Origin of the sequence: Roseiarcus fermentans, from assembly GCF_003315135.1 — a bacterium.
Classification (GTDB): domain Bacteria; phylum Pseudomonadota; class Alphaproteobacteria; order Rhizobiales; family Beijerinckiaceae; genus Roseiarcus; species Roseiarcus fermentans.
This window is the reverse complement of the sequence record NZ_QNRK01000016.1, coordinates 109,230-127,237: the sequence shown is the minus strand read 5'-3', so window position 1 is coordinate 127,237 and position 18,008 is coordinate 109,230. Positions and strand designations below refer to the sequence as shown.

Annotated in this window: 15 protein-coding genes and 1 pseudogene; 9 read left to right on the top strand and 7 right to left on the bottom strand. The window is 65.3% G+C overall.

From position 1 onward, the window contains the following. Positions 1–49: 49 nt before the first annotated feature. The 7 genes from DFR50_RS15585 to DFR50_RS15555 all read right to left on the bottom strand — a co-directional run bounded on the left by DFR50_RS15585 (position 50) and on the right by DFR50_RS15555 (position 7,216). Entirely contained in the window at positions 50–1,171 is a 1,122-nt protein-coding gene (locus DFR50_RS15585) for a Fic family protein (protein WP_113890203.1), read from the bottom strand. A gap of 388 nt (positions 1,172–1,559) precedes the next feature. Next, positions 1,560–2,675, bottom strand: coding sequence for a branched-chain amino acid ABC transporter substrate-binding protein (locus DFR50_RS15580; RefSeq protein ID WP_113890202.1), 1,116 nt, complete (start codon positions 2,673–2,675; stop codon positions 1,560–1,562). Positions 2,676–2,822: 147 nt separating this feature from the next. Continuing rightward, on the bottom strand, positions 2,823–3,179 hold the full coding sequence (locus DFR50_RS15575; RefSeq protein WP_113890201.1) for a DUF6867 family protein: 357 nt from the start codon (positions 3,177–3,179) through the stop codon (positions 2,823–2,825). Beyond that, positions 3,179–3,919, bottom strand: a complete 741-nt coding sequence (locus tag DFR50_RS15570; protein WP_113890200.1) for an ABC transporter ATP-binding protein — start codon at positions 3,917–3,919, stop codon at positions 3,179–3,181. Before DFR50_RS15570 ends, DFR50_RS15575 begins: the two co-directional genes overlap by 1 nt. Continuing rightward, positions 3,916–4,827 carry an ABC transporter ATP-binding protein gene (locus DFR50_RS15565; RefSeq protein WP_113890199.1) on the bottom strand — a complete coding sequence of 304 codons (912 nt, stop codon included), beginning with the start codon at positions 4,825–4,827 and terminating at the stop codon, positions 3,916–3,918. The genes DFR50_RS15570 and DFR50_RS15565 overlap by 4 nt, the downstream gene beginning before the upstream one ends. Then, positions 4,827–6,281: a high-affinity branched-chain amino acid ABC transporter permease LivM gene (livM, locus tag DFR50_RS15560; RefSeq protein ID WP_113890198.1), complete on the bottom strand. Its 1,455-nt coding sequence runs from the start codon at positions 6,279–6,281 to the stop codon at positions 4,827–4,829. The genes DFR50_RS15565 and livM overlap by 1 nt, the downstream gene beginning before the upstream one ends. A gap of 2 nt (positions 6,282–6,283) precedes the next feature. Next, positions 6,284–7,216, bottom strand: coding sequence for a branched-chain amino acid ABC transporter permease (locus tag DFR50_RS15555; protein ID WP_113890197.1), 933 nt, complete (start codon positions 7,214–7,216; stop codon positions 6,284–6,286). A 459-nt stretch (positions 7,217–7,675) separates the two neighbouring features. Between DFR50_RS15555 and DFR50_RS32995 the strand changes: the two are divergent. The 9 genes and pseudogenes from DFR50_RS32995 to DFR50_RS15505 all read left to right on the top strand — a co-directional run. Then, positions 7,676–8,107 (top strand): annotated as a pseudogene (locus DFR50_RS32995) (SRPBCC family protein); the annotation flags it as partial. Between the two features lie 233 nt (positions 8,108–8,340). Next, entirely contained in the window at positions 8,341–8,835 is a 495-nt protein-coding gene (locus tag DFR50_RS15545) for a (2Fe-2S)-binding protein (RefSeq protein ID WP_113890196.1), read from the top strand. Between the two features lie 41 nt (positions 8,836–8,876). After that, positions 8,877–11,243 (top strand): xanthine dehydrogenase family protein molybdopterin-binding subunit, encoded by a 2,367-nt coding sequence (locus tag DFR50_RS15540; RefSeq protein ID WP_113890195.1) that lies wholly within the window; start codon positions 8,877–8,879, stop codon positions 11,241–11,243. Positions 11,244–11,298: 55 nt separating this feature from the next. Next, positions 11,299–12,093 (top strand): FAD binding domain-containing protein, encoded by a 795-nt coding sequence (locus DFR50_RS15535; RefSeq protein ID WP_113890194.1) that lies wholly within the window; start codon positions 11,299–11,301, stop codon positions 12,091–12,093. 120 nt (positions 12,094–12,213) lie between these two features. Continuing rightward, positions 12,214–12,870, top strand: coding sequence for a DUF6928 family protein (locus DFR50_RS15530; protein WP_147262781.1), 657 nt, complete (start codon positions 12,214–12,216; stop codon positions 12,868–12,870). Between the two features lie 58 nt (positions 12,871–12,928). Next, complete coding sequence (locus DFR50_RS15525; RefSeq protein ID WP_245427819.1) at positions 12,929–13,870, top strand: AAA family ATPase; 942 nt, start codon at positions 12,929–12,931, stop codon at positions 13,868–13,870. A 109-nt stretch (positions 13,871–13,979) separates the two neighbouring features. Then, positions 13,980–15,200, top strand: a complete 1,221-nt coding sequence (locus tag DFR50_RS15520; protein ID WP_113890226.1) for a vWA domain-containing protein — start codon at positions 13,980–13,982, stop codon at positions 15,198–15,200. Positions 15,201–16,243: 1,043 nt separating this feature from the next. After that, positions 16,244–17,119 carry a hypothetical protein gene (locus DFR50_RS31420; protein ID WP_147262780.1) on the top strand — a complete coding sequence of 292 codons (876 nt, stop codon included), beginning with the start codon at positions 16,244–16,246 and terminating at the stop codon, positions 17,117–17,119. A 124-nt stretch (positions 17,120–17,243) separates the two neighbouring features. Next, a complete protein-coding gene (locus DFR50_RS15505) occupies positions 17,244–18,008 on the top strand; it encodes a CHAP domain-containing protein (RefSeq protein WP_113890189.1) in 765 nt (254 codons plus the stop codon).

Genomic DNA, 18,008 nt, shown 5'->3' with positions numbered 1-18,008 from the left:
TTTAACGAGAAAATGAGACGCTTCTCGCCTAGCTGCTAATTGGTGAGACTCAAAATAGCGGCTTTCCCTCTGCGATATTGAGTAACTCGGGAAATGCGTATATCGCCGGCCGAGGCCCAGAACCCTCAACAATGACTCGCAACACGCCCTTATCTCGAAGCACGCGTAGAAAGCGTAAGGCAGTCGGACGTGGAATATGCGAATACTCAACAAAGTGGGAACTGGCAAAAATTGGGTTAGAGAATAAGAATTCTACAGCACTGCTTGCGTGTTCTGAATGGGTTGCCTCCGCGACCTGTCCGGACATCTTACGGTTCAACTCAATTATTGACTGCGCTCTTGCTTGATTTTCTGATGCTTGTTCAATGAGCCCGCTCAAGAAAAATTGACACCATTCCGTCCAGCTACCGTTGCGGGATATTCTGCGGAGCGCTTCAATGTATTCCTCTCGACGCGCCTCCAAATAACCACTCATGTAAAAATTCGGACCACTCAGTATCTTTCTTTCGTACAGGAATAGAGGAATTATCATTCGGCCAAGACGGCCGTTACCATCCTTGAACGGATGAAGCGCCTCGAATTCCGCATGAACAATTGCTAGCTGAACCAATGTATCGAGCTCTCTCGTCTCACTAACGTACTTTGCCCAATTGTCCATACCGAATTGAAGATGCGCTTGAGGTATCGGTATAAAGGACGCATCTGCAATAGGACAACCTCTCGTCCCTACCCAGTTTTGTTCGTTACGATAATTTCCCGGATCTTTATCCCTTCCGCGAACACCATTCATCAATAGCGCGTGCGTCTCCTTTATAAGAGATTGCGAGAGCGGACGGTCAGCTAGTGAATTAGAAGCGAATCGCAGCGCTGTCCGATAATTCGTGATTTCCTCAGCGTCGTCTCGCTTCGGTTGCGCGAGGTCATCGCCAGCTCCGGCCTCGAGCTTCAGAACCTCTCCCATCGTGACGACGGTGCCTTCAATCTTTGAAGACAGTACCGCCTCCTGTGTCGTGAGGGGCGACAGCAAGACTGCAGCATTTGGAATCGACGCGACTAGCCCATCGTAACGGGCAAGCGCAGCGTTTGCTCGCCCAATCAAAGGCACCAATTGTTGCCAATCAATGTTTACCGGAGGAAAACCCCCTAGATGGTATCGAACAGGCTGATCCACGTCGGGAAATCCACGGGCGCTACCTCTAAATCCTGATGTTGTCGCGCACTGCTAGAAAGCGCAAGACGAATTCGGGATAAGACAGGAGGTCACCACTCTGAGGGTGCGGCTCCGCCTGCATAAGGCGACGTAAACATCGGGAAATGCCACACTTAACGGCCGGAACTGCGACGGCTGCAAATAGAGTCAACAGGAAGCCTGCGGCTGGCCGGAGCCGCCACGCCAGGCAAGGCGGCGAGATCTCCGGCGGGCTTACCATCAAAAAAGCCCGCCGTCGCCGGCGGATCGTCAGTCCTGCGAGCGCGTTCGCGCGCCCCCTCGTCTTCCCGCCCGGGACGACCCGGCGGAGGCGCATGCGCTCCGCCGGGCCCCGGATTTCAGTCGTTGCTCACAGCTGCTCGTAGCTGATCTTGCCGTCGGGCATCTTCTTCCAGACGTACCAGACGAAGTCGACGGACTTGCGGTCGCCCTTGGCGTCGTAGGCGATGTCGCCGATGACGGTGTGGAACGGCATGCCCGAATGCATGACTTCCGCGACCTTCTTCGGGTCGACCGACTTGGCCTTCTCGGCCGCCTGCTTGATGATCTGCAGGCCGGCGTAGGAGTAGAGCGTATAGGCCTCGGGGTCGAAGTTCTTGCCCTTGAACTCGGCGACCACGTCCTTCGCGTTCGGGTTGTTGCGCGGATCCGGGCCGAAGGTCATCAGCGTGCCCTCGACGCCCGGGCCGCCGATCTGGGCGAACTCGTTGTCGGTGATGCCGTCGCCGGAGATCATGACCGTCTTCATGCCCTGATCGCGCATCTGGCGCAGGATCAGGCCGCCCTCGGTGTGCAGGCCGCCCCACATGATGTAATCGGCGCCCGATTCCTTGATCTTGGAGACGATCGCGGAATAGTCCTTCTCACCCGTGTTCACGCCTTCGTACAGCACCTCGTTGACGCCGAACTTGTGCATGTTGTCGCGCGCGGCGTCGGCGAGGCCCTTGCCGTAGGTGGTCTTGTCGTGAATGATCGCGATCTTCTTGCCCTTGAGCTTGTCGCGGGCGAGTTCGGCCCAGACGAGGCCCTGCTGGTCGTCGCGGCCGCAGGTGCGGAACGCGTCCCACAGCTTGCGGTCGGTCAGCTTCGGATTGGTCGCCGAGGGGGTGACGAACAGAATGTCGTTCTCCGAATAGACGTCGGAGGCCGGGATGGTCACGCCCGAGTTGAAGTGGCCGATGACGAATTTGACGCCGTCGCCGACGAATTTATTGGCGACCGAAACGCCCTGTTTCGGGTCGCTGACGTCGTCGCCCTGCTCGAGCACGAGCTTCTGGCCGAGAATGCCGCCAGCCTTGTTGATGTCGTCGACGGCCTGCTGCGTGCCGTTGACCAACTGCGCTCCGAACGCCGCATTGGGACCCGTGATCGGCCCCGCGACGCCGATCTTGATGTCCGCGCTGGCGGCGCCGGAAAACGCCAGGGCGGCAACGAGCGCCACGCCCGACAGCCAGTACTTATGCATGTGAAGATACTCCCGTGAGTTCGGGGCGCCAGGCCCTCCCAAAGCCGCCCCGGGCGGATGTCGATCCGCCTTGGGCGCCGATCCTTTCTCGTTTCCGAGAAAGAGTCACCTGAAAAAACCGCAATGCGCGGACGGGCGAATCGAAGCTCATGCCCCGCTCCTGGCCCGCCAGCTCAGGCCGACGCGCTCGTAGGCCCACGAATACTGGGTCGCCATCTGCTGCGCCCGCATGGCGCGATAGCCGAAGCCGGCGACGAGCGTGTTCCAGACGTAGGCGACGAGGAAAAATTGCGCCGACAGAAGCGGCTCCCCGTATAAAGCGTAATGCAGGAAGCGCACGCCGGCGGTCAGGAACAGCATGTAGAGCAGGATCATCGCCACCGGCCGCCAGGTCTGCGCCAGCGCACGGCCCGACGCCCACGCGCCCGCGCCGCCGAGAACGAGCGTCAGGAGCACGAAGGTGACGAGGCCCCAGGGCGTGTCGGAATAGAGGATGCCGGCCATCAGTGGCCTCCCTCGAGATAGGCGGCGCGCACTTCGGGCCGCGCCAGCAGTTCGGCCCCGGTGCCCTGCATGGTGACGAGGCCATTGACCATGACGTAGCCGCGATGGGCGAGCTTGAGCGCGTGGAAGGCGTTCTGCTCGACCAGGAACACCGTCAGGCCCTCGCGCTTGTTGAGGTCGGCGATGACCTCGAAGATCTGCTTGACCACGAGGGGCGCGAGGCCGAGCGAGGGCTCGTCGAGCATCAAGAGCCGTGGCCGGCTCATGAGCGCGCGCGCGATCGCCAGCATCTGCTGCTCGCCGCCCGACAACGTGCCGCCGCGCTGCGGAGCGCGCTCCTTCAGGCGCGGAAAGAGCGTGAAGACGCGCTCGAGGTCCTCGTCGAAATGGGCGAAATTGTTGATCGAGGCGCCCATCTGGAGGTTCTCGAACACCGTCATGCGCGGAAAGATGCGGCGGCCTTCCGGCGACTGCGCGATCGACAGCCGCGCGATCAGGTGCGTCGGCAGGGCGGTGATGTCCTTGCCGTCGAAAACGACCCGGCCGCGGCGGGCGCGCGGAGCGCCGAAGATGGTCATCATCGTCGTCGACTTGCCGGCGCCGTTGGCGCCGATCAGGGTGACGATCTCGCCGGAGTTGACGTCGATGTCGATGCCCTTGAGCGCCTGGATCTTGCCGTAGAAGGTCTCGACGCCGCGCAATTGCAGAAGCGGCGCGGCGTCCGCGGTCGCTCCGGTCATTGCTCGAGCTCCTTCTCGATCGTTTCCAGCTCTTCCTCGTCGGCGACGCCGAGATAGGCGGCGATCACCTTGGGGTCGGCGCGCACCTCGGCGGGGGTGCCGTCGGCGATCTTGACCCCGTAGTCGAGCACGACGACATGATCCGAAATCTGCATCACGACCGACATGTCGTGTTCGATCAGCAGCACCGAGGTCTTGTGATCGGCGCGGATCGAGCGCAGCAGCGCGCTCAGGTCCGCCGATTCGCGCGGGTTGAGGCCGGCCGCCGGCTCGTCGAGGCACAGCAGCACTGGATCGGTGCACATGGCGCGGGCGATCTCGAGCCTGCGCTGCGCGCCGTAGGGGAGCTCGCCGGCCGGATCGTCGGCCCGGTCGATCAGGCCGATCTTGTCGAGCCAGTATTTCGCGTGCTCGACCACCTCCGCCTCGCGCCGGCGGTAGCTCGGCGCGCCGATCAGGCCGAGCACGGTCATGCCGCTCGCCTTCATCAGCGGGTTGTGGTGCGCGACCAGAAGATTCTCCAGCACCGTCATGCCCTGAAACAGACGAATGTTCTGGAACGTGCGCGCGACGCGGGCCTTTCGCGAGATCTCGAAATCCGGCATGCGCTCGAGCAGGAACAGTTCGCCGGTCGCGGTCGCCGCGTGGCGCCCGCTGGCGTGGGTGGCGGCTTCGATCGCCTCGCGGGTGACGACGCCGTCCCGCGCGAGCGCGAGCCGGCCCTCGGTCGGCTTGTAGAAGCCGGTGACGCAGTTGAACACGGTCGTCTTGCCGGCGCCGTTCGGTCCGATCAGCGCGGTGATGTCGCCGCGTCCGACAGTGAACGAGAAGGCGTTGACCGCGATGAGGCCGCCGAACCGCATGGTGAGGTTCTCGACGGTCAGGAGCGGGCTCGTGAGCCAGTTCATCAGCCGTGCCCTTCCTTGACCAGATCGCCGGACACGGCCTTGCGTTCCTTCAGGAATATCGAGGGGGAGCGGGTCGACACGAGACCGCGCGGCTTCCAGATCATCATCACCACCATGGCCGCCCCGAACAGCAGCATGCGGTACTGCGTCGGGTCGAAGTCCTCGCCGAAAATCTTCTTCATCCAGTCGAGCTCGCGCATCAGCTCGGGCGCGCCGATCATTACCGCGGCGGCGATCGCGACGCCGAGCTGCGAGCCCATGCCGCCGAGCACGACGATGGCGAGGATGGTCGCCGATTCCATGAAGGTGAAGCTCTCCGGGCTGACGAAGCCCTGGCGCACCGCGAAGAACGAACCGGCGAAGCCGCCGAACATGGCGCCCAGCGCGAAGGCGGTGAGCTTGGTGTTGGTGGTGTTGATGCCGAGCGAGCGGCAGGCGATCTCGTCCTCGCGCAAGGCCTCCCAGGCGCGGCCGATCGGCAGCCGGCGCAGCCGCAGCGTGATGAAGTTGGTCAGCAGCGCGAGCGCCAGAATGAGATAGAACAGGAAGATGGTGCGGTAGATCGGCGAAAAGGGCAGATGGAAGATCGCCGAGAAACCGTTGTCTTCGTCGTTGAACGGAATGCCGAAGAAGGTGACGTGCGGGATGCCGGAGATGCCGGCGTAGCCGTTGGTGAAGTCGACCCAGTTGATCAGCACGAGGCGGATGATCTCGCCGAAGGCGAGCGTGACGATCGCGAGATAGTCGCCGCGCAGGCGCAGGACGGGGAAGCCGAGGATGACGCCCCACATCGCCGCCAGGATGCCGGCGAGCGGCAGGCAGATCCAGAACGACAGCCCGAGGGTGGTCGAGAGCAGGGCGTAGGAATAGGCGCCGACCGCGTAGAAGGCGACGTAGCCGAGGTCGAGCAGCCCGGCGAGGCCGACCACGATGTTCAGCCCCCAACCCAGCATGACGTAGATCATGATCTGGATGCCGTAGTTGTTGATCCATTTCAGCGAGCCGTTCGGCCCGAGCAGCCCGAGCATGATCAGCGGGAACAGGATCACGACGCCGAGCGCGAACGGCCCGAACCACTCGGAGAACCGCGTCCGGGCCTTCGACGGCGCGGCGGTCCCCTCCCCTTCGGCGGCCGATTCGGCGAGCGCGCCGCCCATGCCGCCGGCCGCCACCGCGCCGACCCGGTCGAACCAGACGCGCCAGTCCGGCGGCGACACCTGGCGGAAAAAGAAGAACAGGAAGACCACCGCAGCGATGCCGAGCGACAGCGGCCACCGGCTGACCAGCACCAGTTCGTTGTTGATGTTGGATTCGGCGTGGTAGCTGATGATCGGGAAGCAGAGCCCGAAAGCGACCAGCGCGGCGGCGAAAGCGTTGCGCAGCGCGGGAACGATCGAGGGCGCGGCTTTTGCGTCCGGATCCGCGAGCGGCTTGGATTGCGGCGCGGCGGTCATGGTCAGACCTTCTCCACTTCGGGCCGCCCGAGGATGCCGGAGGGCATGAAGATCAACGTGATGGCGAGAATCATGAACGCCGCCACATCCTTGTAGTCGGTGGTGAAGTAGGACGACCAGAACACCTCGATCAGGCCGATCAGCAGGCCGCCGAGCACGGCGCCGGGAAGCGACCCGATGCCGCCGAGCACCGCGGCGGTGAACGCCTTGACGCCGGGGACGAACCCGTCGGCGAAATTGACCACCCCGTAGTACATGACGAACATCACGCCCGCGACCGCCGCCAGCGCCGCGCCGATGATGAAGGTGATCGAGATCGTGGCGTCGACGTCGATTCCGAGCAGCGCCGCCATCTTGCGGTCCTGCTCGCAGGCGCGCTGGGCGCGTCCGAGCGAGGTATGCTGGACGAGATACCAGAAGGCGGCGAGGAGGACCGTGGTCACGACCATGATCAGGATCTGGCGAACCGACAGCGTCACCGAATAGGCGCCCTTGGCGCCGCCCAGTCCGTCGGTGAGGTTGAAGACGTGGTTGGGCAATTGCGGCGCCGGCTTGTTGCGTGGCCCCTGCACCACCTGAACGAAATTCGACAAAAAGATCGACATGCCGATCGCCGAGATCAGCGGCGCGAGGCGGAAGGACCCTCTCAGCGGCCGGTACGCCAGCCGCTCGATCGTCCAGTTCCACAGTCCCGTCAGCGCCATCGCCCCCACCAGCACGACGAAGAAGGCGATCGGAAGCGAGCCCAGATGAAGAATCTGGGTGAGGATCATGAAGAGGATCAGGGCGATGAAGGCCGACAGCATGAACAGGTCGCCGTGGGCGAAATTCACCATGCCGATGATGCCGTAAACCATCGTGTAGCCGATGGCGATGAGTCCGTAGATCGATCCGAGCGTCAGCCCGTTGATGAGCTGCTGGAGGAAGTTATCCATACGCCAACCGTCCCCTTCGTTTTCCCCCGGCGCTCTCGCAGGAACCGTGCCATCTCCGAAGTCCGGCCGTCCTGTCATCCTGTCGTCATGATCGAGCCGCCTCCCTAGCGCTTAACGCGTCGCATTCCGGGGTTCAAGCGGCGCGCGGCGCGCGGCGGAGTCAAACGGGCGCGGCCGGTCCGCCCGACCCGCCGCCCCGGCCGCCGGCGCGACATGTTTGCGTGTATATATCCAGTCGATCGGCGCCGCCCGCGCCCGCCTCGATATATTCGACAAAGAATAACGGCGCCGATCGAAGGATATGGACTTTGGCGCCGACGACAGAGTACGAAATCAAACCTATACACGCGTTCCGGGCGGTTCGCCGCGACGACGCGATGATAAAGCGCCGTCGACGAAGGCGCCTCGAGGAAACGCGGCGGCGCATGGGCGCTTGTCCGCGCCGGGAGGAGACGGTTCATGGCGATGACGATGACCGGGGAGGCGACTCTTCCGGCTCCGCGGCCGACGGTCTGGGCGCTGCTCAACGACCCGGACGTGTTGAAGGCGTGCATTCCCGGCTGCCAGTCGCTCGAACGGGTCGGTGACGGCTACGCGGCGGTCGCCAAGGTCAAGATCGGCCCGGTTTCTGCGACTTTCAAAGGCAAGGTGGCGTTTTCCGACATCGTTCCCGACGTCGGCTACACCATCGCCGGCGAAGGAGAAGGCGGCATCGCCGGCTTCGCCAAGGGCGGGGCCAAGGTTTCGCTCGCCGACGTCGAGGGCGGAACCCTGCTCAGCTACGACGTCGAGGCCCACGTCGGAGGCAAGATCGCCCAGCTCGGCTCGCGCCTGATCGACGGCGTCGCCAAGGGCATGGCCGACAAGTTCTTCGCCGGGTTCGCCGAGGCCGCCACCCGGGTCGCCTCGCTCGAGGCGGCGCAGGCGCATCCGGCCCACGCCGAGGCGCACGTCACCCACCATTTCTCCGCCGCCGAGCCGCATGCGGCCGCGCCGCTCGATCCGGGGCGAGCCCCGGTCGGGGCGCCGCCCGCTGAGGCGGCCGGTTCGCTCCCGGCGGCCGCCGCCCCGGCCGCGTCCGTTTCGTCACCCAAGAAAAAATCATGGTTCAGGAGGATTTGGGAATGGTTCACGTCTCGATGACCGTCAACGGCCGCAACGTCTCGGCCGAGATCGACCCCAGGACGCTGCTCGTCCAGTTTCTGCGCGACACGCTGCGCCTGACCGGGACGCACGTCGGCTGCGACACGTCGCAGTGCGGCGCCTGCACCGTTCACGTCGACGGCGCGGCGATCAAGTCGTGCACGACGCTGGCGATCAGCTGCAACGGCTCGACCGTCACCACGATCGAAGGCCTGGCAAAGGCAGGCAAGCTGCACCCGATGCAGCAGGCGTTCCAGGACAACCACGGCCTGCAGTGCGGCTTCTGCACGCCGGGCATGATCATGGCTTCCGTCGACATGGTGAACCGTTGCGGTCCCGACCTCGACGAGGCGACGATCCGCCACGAGCTCGAGGGCAACATCTGCCGCTGCACCGGCTACCACAACATCGTCAGGTCTGTCGCGCAGGGCGCGCGCGAAATGGGCGCCGCGGCGACCGCCCAGGCCGCCGAGTAACCAACAGCCTTCAATCGACACGTTTCAGGGAGACAGACACCATGAGCGCGACAGGCATCGGGGCCTCGGTCAAACGCCTCGAAGACATCCGCTTCATCACCGGCAAGGGCCGCTACGTCGACGACGTCAACCGTCCGGGGCAGGCCTTCGCCTATTTCCTGCGCTCGCCGCACGCCCACGCCACGATCGACAAGATCGACGCCTCCGAGGCGCTGAAAGCGCCGGGCGTGGTCGCGATCTTCACCGGCGACGACATCGCCGCCGACAAGGTCGGCGGACTGATCTGCGGCTGGATGATCCACTCGAAGGACGGCTCGCCGATGCAGGCCGGCGCCCATCCGGCGCTGGCGCAGGGCAAGGTGCGCTACGTCGGCGACCACGTCGCCGTCGTGATCGCCGACACCTACGCTCAGGCGCGCGACGCGGGCGAGCAGATCGTCGTCGACTACACGCCGCTTCCCGCGGTCGTCGACCCGGCCAAGGCGGCCGAGGCCGACCAGGCGCAGGTTCATGACGCCGCGCCGAACAACACCTGCTTCAACTGGCATCTCGGCGACAAGGCCGCGACCGAAGCGGCCTTCGCCGCGGCTGCCCACGTGACGAAGCTCGACCTCGTCAACAACCGCCTGATCCCGAACGCCATGGAGCCGCGCGCGGCGGTCGGCGACTACGATTCCGGCACCGACACGATCACGCTCTACACCACCAGCCAGAACCCGCACGTCGCGCGGCTGGTGCTCTCCGCCTTCATCGGCCTCGCTCCCGAGCACAAGCTGCGCGTCATCGCGCCCGACGTCGGCGGCGGCTTCGGCTCGAAGATCTTCATCTACGCCGAGGAGACGGTGTGCGCCTGGGCGGCCAAGAAGATCGACCGCCCGGTCAAGTGGACCGCCGACCGCACGGAAGCCTTCCTGTCCGACGCGCACGGCCGCGACCACGTCACCCACGCCGAGCTGGCGCTCGACGCCAGCGGCCGGATGACCGGCGTGCGCGTCCACACCATCGCCAACATGGGTTCGTACCTGTCGACGTTCGCGTCCTCGGTGCCGACCTACCTGTACGCGCCGCTGCTCTCGGGCCAGTACGACATCCCGGCGATCTATGCCGAGGTCGACGCGGTCTACACCACCACCGCGCCGGTCGACGCCTATCGCGGCGCGGGCCGCCCGGAAGCGACCTTCGTCATCGAGCGGCTGGTCGAACTGGCGGCGCGCGAGACCGGGCGCGACCCGGCCGAGTTCCGCCGGCAGAATTTCGTCACCCAGTTCCCGCACCAGACGCCGGTGATCATGGCCTACGACGTCGGCGACTACGCCCAGGCGCTCGACAAGGCGCTGGCGCTCGCCGACTACAAGGGCGTGGGCGCCCGCAAGGCGGCCTCGGCGGCGAAAGGCAAGCTGCGCGGCGTCGGCTTCTCGGCCTTCATCGAGGCCTGCGGCATTGCGCCGTCGGCCGCGGTCGGCTCGCTCGGCGCGGGCGTCGGCCTGTGGGAATCGGCCGAGGTGCGCGTCAATCCGATCGGCACGGTCGAGATCCTGACCGGCTCGCACAGCCACGGCCAGAGCCACGAGACGACCTTCGCCCAGCTCGTGTCCGACCGCCTCGGCATCCCGATCGGCAACGTCTCGATCGTCCACGGCGACACCGACAAGGTGCAGATGGGCATGGGCACCTATGGATCGCGCTCGGGCGCGGTCGGCATGTCGGCGATCGTCAAGGCGCTCGACAAGATCGAGGCCAAGGCGAAGAAGGTCGCCGGCCACGTCCTCGAGGCCTCCGACCAGGACATCGAGTTCAAGGACGGCAAGTTCACCGTCAAGGGCACCGACAAGTCGATCGACTTCGGCTCGGTGGCGTTGCAGGCCTATGTCGCGCACAAGTTCAACGGGCAGGAGCTCGAGCCCGGCCTGAAGGAAAGCGCGTTCTGGGATCCGACCAACTTCACCTTCCCGGCCGGCGTGCACATCTGCGAGGTCGAGATCGATCCCGAAACCGGCGTGGTCAAGGTCGACCGCTACACCGCGGTCGACGACTTCGGCAAGCTGATCAACCCGATGGTGGTGCACGGCCAGGTCCACGGCGGCATCGCCCAGGGCATCGGCCAGGCCCTGCTCGAGGGCGCGGTCTACAACGACGACGGCCAGCTCTTGACCGCGAGCTACATGGACTACTGCATGCCGCGCGCCGACAACCTGCCCTCGTTCACCATCGACACGATCGAGACGCCCTGCCCCTCGAACCCGCTCGGCATCAAGGGCTGCGGCGAAGCGGGCGCGATCGCCTCGCCCCCGGCGGTGATCAACGCGATCACCGACGCCCTCGGCCACGAGGACGTGACGATGCCGGCGACCCCACAGGTCGTCTGGCGCGCCACGCAGAAGGCCCCGCTGAAGCGCGCCGCGGAGTGAATCGAGCCGGAGGCGGCCCGAGGCCGCCTCCCCCAACCCATTCGGAGACGTCCCCATGTACGCTTTTGAATATCATCGGCCGACAACGCTCGCCGGCGCGCTCGCCGACCTCGAGAACGCCGACGCCAAGCCGCTCGCCGGCGGCCAGACCCTGCTGCCGACGATGAAGCAGCGCCTGGCCTCGCCCTCCGCGCTCGTCGAGCTCAGCGGCGTGCCGGAGCTGTCCGGGATTGCCCGCGACGGCGACGCCGTCGTGATCGGCGCCATGACCCGGCACATCGACGTCGCCCAGAGTCCGGTCGTCGCGGGCGCGATCCCGGCGCTGGCGGCGCTCGCCGGCGGCATCGGCGATCCGCAGGTCCGCAATCGCGGCACCCTCGGCGGCTCGCTCGCCAACAACGACCCCGCCGCCGACTATCCCGGCGCCGCGCTCGCGCTCGGGGCGACGATCGTCACCGACCGGCGCCGGATCGCCGCCGAGGACTATTTTACCGGTCTGTTCGAGACGGCGCTGGAGCCGGGCGAACTGATCACCAAGGTGAGCTTCCCCATTCCGCAGAAGGCGGCCTACGTCAAATTCCCCAGCCCCGCCTCGCGCTACGCCCTCGTCGGCGTGTTCGTCGCCAAGACCGCGGACGGCGTGCGCGTCGCGGTCACGGGCTCGGGCGAGAGCGGCGTGTTCCGGGTCGACTCGTTCGAGACGGCGCTGAGCGCGAATTTTTCGCCGTCCGCCCTCGACGGGCTGTCCGTTCCGGCCGACGGGCTCAACTCGGACCTCCACGCCGACGCCGACTACCGCGCCCATCTGATCGGCGTGCTGGCGAAGCGGGCGGTGGCGGCGGCCGGCTGAGCCGCCCGGGGCGGCGAGACGCCGCCCCTCCCCACTCACGGCGTCGTCGCGGCTTTGGACATCGGGCCGCGAGGCCGGTACATCGGCTCGGGCGAGGGTCTGGGCGATGAGGCGGCGCCGATGGGCTGGAAGACGGACACGGTTCTCATCCGCCCGGCGCATGTTGGCGCCGACGCGCAAGCTCTCCTGGGCAGCCTCGGATTTTCGGATCTGACGCCGCTCGGGGAACGCCCGTTCGAAGCGGCGATCTGGCCGAAGACGGGCGAGGTCTGGATCGGCGGCGCCGGCGAGTGCCTGATGATCTCGGCCCGGGGGCTTTGCGGCGAGGTCTTCAAGCCGGGGGCGGCGCCGTTCGTGCAGGCGCTTGCCCGCCGCTTCCCGGGCGGCGAGATCGCCGCGGCGACTCTCCACAGCGTCGTCAACCTGTGGGGCTTCGCCGTGTTGCGGGACGGCGTCGCGCTGCGCCGCAAGGCCGGCTCGGCCGACGACGGGACATTCGAGGATTTCGGCGCCCCGCTGCCCGAGGAACGGGAGTTGCTCGCCAGATCGACGCTCGACGGCGAGGGACGGCGCGTCTACCGGCTGCCCGACTTTGCCGGCGAGGCCATGAGTGAAGACCAGGTCGGAGAGGAATACGTGTTCAGGATCTTCGAACGGCTGACGGGCCAGCGGCCCGATACCGGCGAAACCCTGCTCGACACGCCGTGCGCCGGCTTCTCGTTCTCGTCGCTCGCGGTCGCCGCCCCGCACCGGCCGTGGTGGAAAGTCTGGCGATGAGCGGCGCCGACCCCGCCCGCGCGCGACGGCGCGGCGACGCATTCTGATGGAGGCTTCCTTGTCGAACGAACCGCTGCGCCTGCCGACCTCCATCGACGAGACGCAGGCGTTGCTGCGCGCCGCGCACTACGTCGCCGACCGGTCGCTGGCGACGGTCCTGTTCCTCGCGCTCAGGCTCGGGCGGCCGCTGTTCCTCGAGGGCGAGGCCGGCGTCGGCAAGACCGAGATCGCCAAGGTCCTCGCTTCGACCCTCGGCCGCCGGCTGATCCGCCTGCAATGCTACGAGGGCCTGGACGTCGCGACCGCGGTCTACGAATGGAACTATACCGCGCAGATGATGGCGATCCGGCTCAGCGAGGCCGCCGGCGAGCACGACAAGGAGCGGATCGAGCACGACGTGTTCTCGGAGCGCTATCTCATCAAGCGGCCGCTGCTGCAGGCGATGGAGCCCAACGTCGCCGGCGCTCCGGTGCTGCTGATCGACGAGATCGACCGCGCCGACGAGGCGTTCGAGGCGTTCCTGCTCGAAGTCCTGTCCGACTTCCAGGTGACGATCCCCGAGCTCGGCGTGATCAAGGCGCCGGAGACGCCGATCGTGGTCATCACCTCCAATCGCACGCGCGAAATCCACGACGCGCTCAAGCGGCGCTGCCTCTATCACTGGGTCGGGTACCCGGACGCGGCGCGCGAGATGGCGATCGTGCGCGCCAAGGCGCCGCACGCCCCCGAAGGGCTCACCCGGGAACTGGTCGCCTTCGTCCAGCGGCTGCGCAAGCTCGACCTGTTCAAGTCGCCCGGCGTCGCCGAGACGCTCGACTGGGCCTCGGCGCTGACCGAGCTCGACGCCTTCGCGCTCGACCCGACGCAGGTGTCGGACACGCTCGGCGTGCTGCTGAAGTACCAGGACGACATCGCCAAGATCGAGGGGGCGACGGCGCAGACCCTGATCGACGAGACCCGGGCGGAGATCCGCCGGGCGGAGCTGGGGAGCTCGCTGTAGCCATGGCCGTCATGGCGAGGAGCGCAGCGACGAAGCCATCCATGCAACCTTCGCCCACTGTGTATGGGTTGCTTCGCTTCGCTCGCAATGACGGGGGTTGCGCCACGTCATGACCGACCTTTCCACCCCAGCGCCCACCGGCGGCGGCGCGCTGGCGCAAAACATCGTGCATTTCGCCCGCGCCCTGCGCGAGGCGGGCGTGCCGCTCGGGCCCGGCGCGGTGCTCGACGCCCTCGCCGCGGTCGAGGCCGCGGGCTTCGGCGACCGGCGCGATTTCTACACCACGCTGCATGCGGTGTTCGTCAAGAAGCACGAGCACAGCCTGCTGTTCGATCAGGCGTTCGAGATCTTTTGGCGGCGCAGGGGCCTGCTGGAAAAGCTGATCGCGATGATGTCGCCGCAGGCGCCGGGCGAGCGCAAGCCCAGGTCCGCCGAAGCCGGCGCGACGCGGGTCGCCGACGCGCTGTTCAAGTCGAAGCCGGTCGAGGAGAAGCCCGCCCCGTCGATCGACCTCGACGCCCGCTTCACCGTGTCCGACCAGGAGATCTTGCGCGCCAAGGACTTCGCTCAGATGACGGCGGCGGAGATCGAGGCGGCGCGCAAGCTGATCCGGGCGATGGTCATGCCGGACGACCGCCGCCGCCTGAGGCGTCTGGCGCCGAGCGCGGGCCGCGCCCGGATCGACCCGCGCCGCAGCTTCCGGCGGTCGCTGCAGCCGGGCGGCCCGATCGCCCTCGCCTTCCGGGCGCCGCTCGAGCGCGCCCCGCCGGTGGTGGCGCTGTGCGACATATCCGGCTCGATGAGCGAATACACCCGGCTGTTCCTTCACTTTCTCCACGCGCTGGGCGAGACGCGGCGGGTTTCGACCTTTCTGTTCGGAACGCGGCTGACCAACGTCACCCGGGCGATGCGCGCCCGCGACCCCGACGCGGCGCTCGCCCAGTGCTCGAAGCTGGCGCTCGACTGGTCGGGCGGAACCCGCATCGGCGACGCCCTCACACGCTTCAACCGCGACTGGGCGCGGCGGGTGCTGGGGCAGGGCGCGATCGTGATTCTGTTCACCGACGGTCTCGAGCGCGAGGGGGTCGGCGAGCTCGGCCGCGCGGTCGAGCGGCTCAAGAGGTCGAGCCGCCGCGTCATCTGGGTCAACCCGCTGCTGCGGTTCGACGGATTCTCGGCGCGCGCGCAAGGGGTGCGGGCGATCCTGCCGCATGTCGACGCCTTCCGCCCGATCCACAATCTCGCCAGCATGGCCGACCTGTGCGTGACCCTCGCGGGCGGTCGGGAAGCGGGCAAGGCCCCGCAGGCGTGGCTGGACGCGTCGGCGTGAGCGCAGGAGCAAGCGATCCGAACGCCGGTCTCCGGGGCGGCGTGCAGTCCTGGCGCGCGCGCCATCCTTTCAGGGACTTGGGCGCCCAAACCTGTCCGAAACTCGCGCCGCCGCCGTCGGACGCCCTCTTGTCGCCGGCTTCTCTCTCGGGGCGCCCGACAGCCGGGCGCGTTTTCAAGGTTTTCAATGGCATGCCGCGGAATTTCCGGGCGGATTCCTCTTCTCCCGCAGGCGTCAGCTTCGGTTCCACCCGTCGAGCCGGGCGATCTGGGCGCCGCATCCGCCGTCAGCCCGCGCCGCCTTTCGCTCGGCGGCCGAACGGTTTGGCCTGTTTTCAGCGCTTTCAGCCGTTTGCGACGGAATTTCCACGCGAATCGCCGCGTTTGGCTCCGCTCGGGCCAGAGCCGGAAACCGAGCGCGTCGCTCTCGACGGTTCAAACAGCGGAGCGCGACCGCGCGCAACGATCTCGCCCAATCGAAATACTATAGTCTATATTTCCGTTTTTCGCAACACGTTGTTCGTTCCCCTGTTCGCGCGGCCGCGGCGCCCTCCGCAGGGCGGCCGAGAAGCGATAACCCGGGCCAGGGAGTCGCACGCTCGCCGAAGACGCCTTCGGGTCTTCTTTGCCCCGGATTCTCAGTTTCCGCGCCGAACCGGGCGTGAATCACAAGGCAGCATTGCGCCAAGTGTGCGCTTTCGGCCGCCGAGTCGGCTACGGCTGGACTGCGCACATAGCGGGCGTAGGCCGGTGGCTTGGCGAACGCGACAAATGGGGTCTTTTGCTCCCGGTCCCGATCGCTCAAGTACGTCAGCAGGGTGCCATTATTTGCCGTTCTGGAGGGTCCTCGTGATCACGCCGCTCCGACCCTGGGCGAATGTGATCAGGCAGTGAACTTGAACCTGGAGTTGCACAAGCGACAATACGCCTACAACAAACTTCACGAAACACGCGGTCGTCTGCTGCCCAGACGTGATGAAATGAATGTTGACTAGGCGATCCATCCGTTATTAAATACCGCTGATATATCAGAAGTGATCTGTGATGCGTAAAATTAGGCTTTCCATCATTTCGGCGTTGCTTTGGATGGTGCTGGCGGCCGGCTCCTTCGCGCAGGAGGCCGCGCAGCGAGCGGCTCTAGGCGGCCTCGCAAATATCCGCGATATCGCGTCGAAGTCCGAATGTGCGGCCTACAGTTGGAAGGGACGAGGAAAACCGCCGGCCGGCTACATTCCCGGTGTCGCCCAGATCTTCGCACGCGCTGTATGCCATCCTGAACGTGCGGATGTGCAAGTTGCTTCAAGTGCGGCCGGCGCCGCGCAGGGCGACGGGGACGGCTTGGTCGTCTACCAGCAGGATTTCGAGGCCGCTGGAATGCGCAACGACGTGGCCGGCGTGGATACGCTTCGCCATGCGTATACGCTTCTGGTCGGGCTCGGCATGCGGGAGAGTTCGGGTGAATATTGCGAAGGGCGCGACGTCAGCGCCTGTTTCAACGACGGCAATAGCGCCGAGGCCGGTCTCTTCCAAACCTCCTACGGCGCGCAAAAATACAGTCCATCGCTTGGGATGTTATTTGCTCGTTACACCACTGACAAGAGCGGTTGCTTGCGTGACGAATTCAAGGGAATCGTTTGCCGAGTTCGGAAAAGCCAGAATCCCCATTGTCCAGACGCAGACAGCAATCCGGTCGGGCAGCCGCCGGGATTGGACTGGCAAAAGCTGACAAAGAGTTGCCCAGCTTTCGCGATCGAATTCGGGGTGGTCGTTCTTCGTACACACGCGGGCCCAACAAAAGAGAATGGAGAGTTCGGACCGATCATCCATCATCAAGTAGAGTTGCATCCTAATTGTGATCTTATGTTGCGCCAGGTGCAAGCCTACGTTGAGAAGAACCCCAGCATCTGCTCGGCGCTATAAGGAATTTAAGATTATTGGCTTGAACCACTTTCTCTTTCAGGTACCTGCCTTCTCTAAGCCTTCAGGCACCGCCGCGTTTGCGATACCATGACTAGTGACGTAGACATAATTGGGAGGTTAGGACATGATCTCGCGCCGTATTATCAATTTTTCCATGCTGGCCGCCCCTTTTGTTCTGCGGTCGCTCGTCGCACATGCCGACGAGACCGATCCCATCGTCGGCCAAGACACTCCCTTTCAGCAGCTCGCGTTTCCGCCCATTGACTCGATTGATAACGAAGAGCTGTTTGGCTACAGCCCTCCTACCGAAGCCCAGCGTTCCAAGGCCGCAGCCATCATCAATGCGACCCCCAAGGGGCCCACGGCATTTGATGTCGCCAAGAGCTTCATCACGCGCTTTGCCAAAAGCGATCCAGACGCCATCTCACAATGGCCGGCCCCGCAAGCGTGGAACCCGCTCGTCAAGGAATTTTTCTCCGCTACCAGCCTTCGCGTGAATAACGATATGGTAGATTGGTGCGCTGCCTTTGTGAACTGGTGCATCGAGCGCAACAATAAGAAGGGCACCAACAGCGCAGCCTCCCAATCCTTCGCTAATTCGGGGATCCTTCCACGCGTTGACACTCCTAAACAGGGGGACCTGGTCGTGTTCACCTGCTATGATAAGCAATCCGGCAAGAGTCTCGGTATCGGACACGTCGCTTTTTTCGAAGAAACGACAGGCGCAAACACAATCCGAGTCATTGGAGGAAACCAGTCGGCAGATGGGCATTCCAGCATCATTTCTGAGCGGCAATTCCTGACAACGCCGTTTGATGTCCACCGCCATGTAGGCGGGGAATACGTTGCTTGCATCTATAAGCTTAACGGCTACTTTTCGATCGTATAG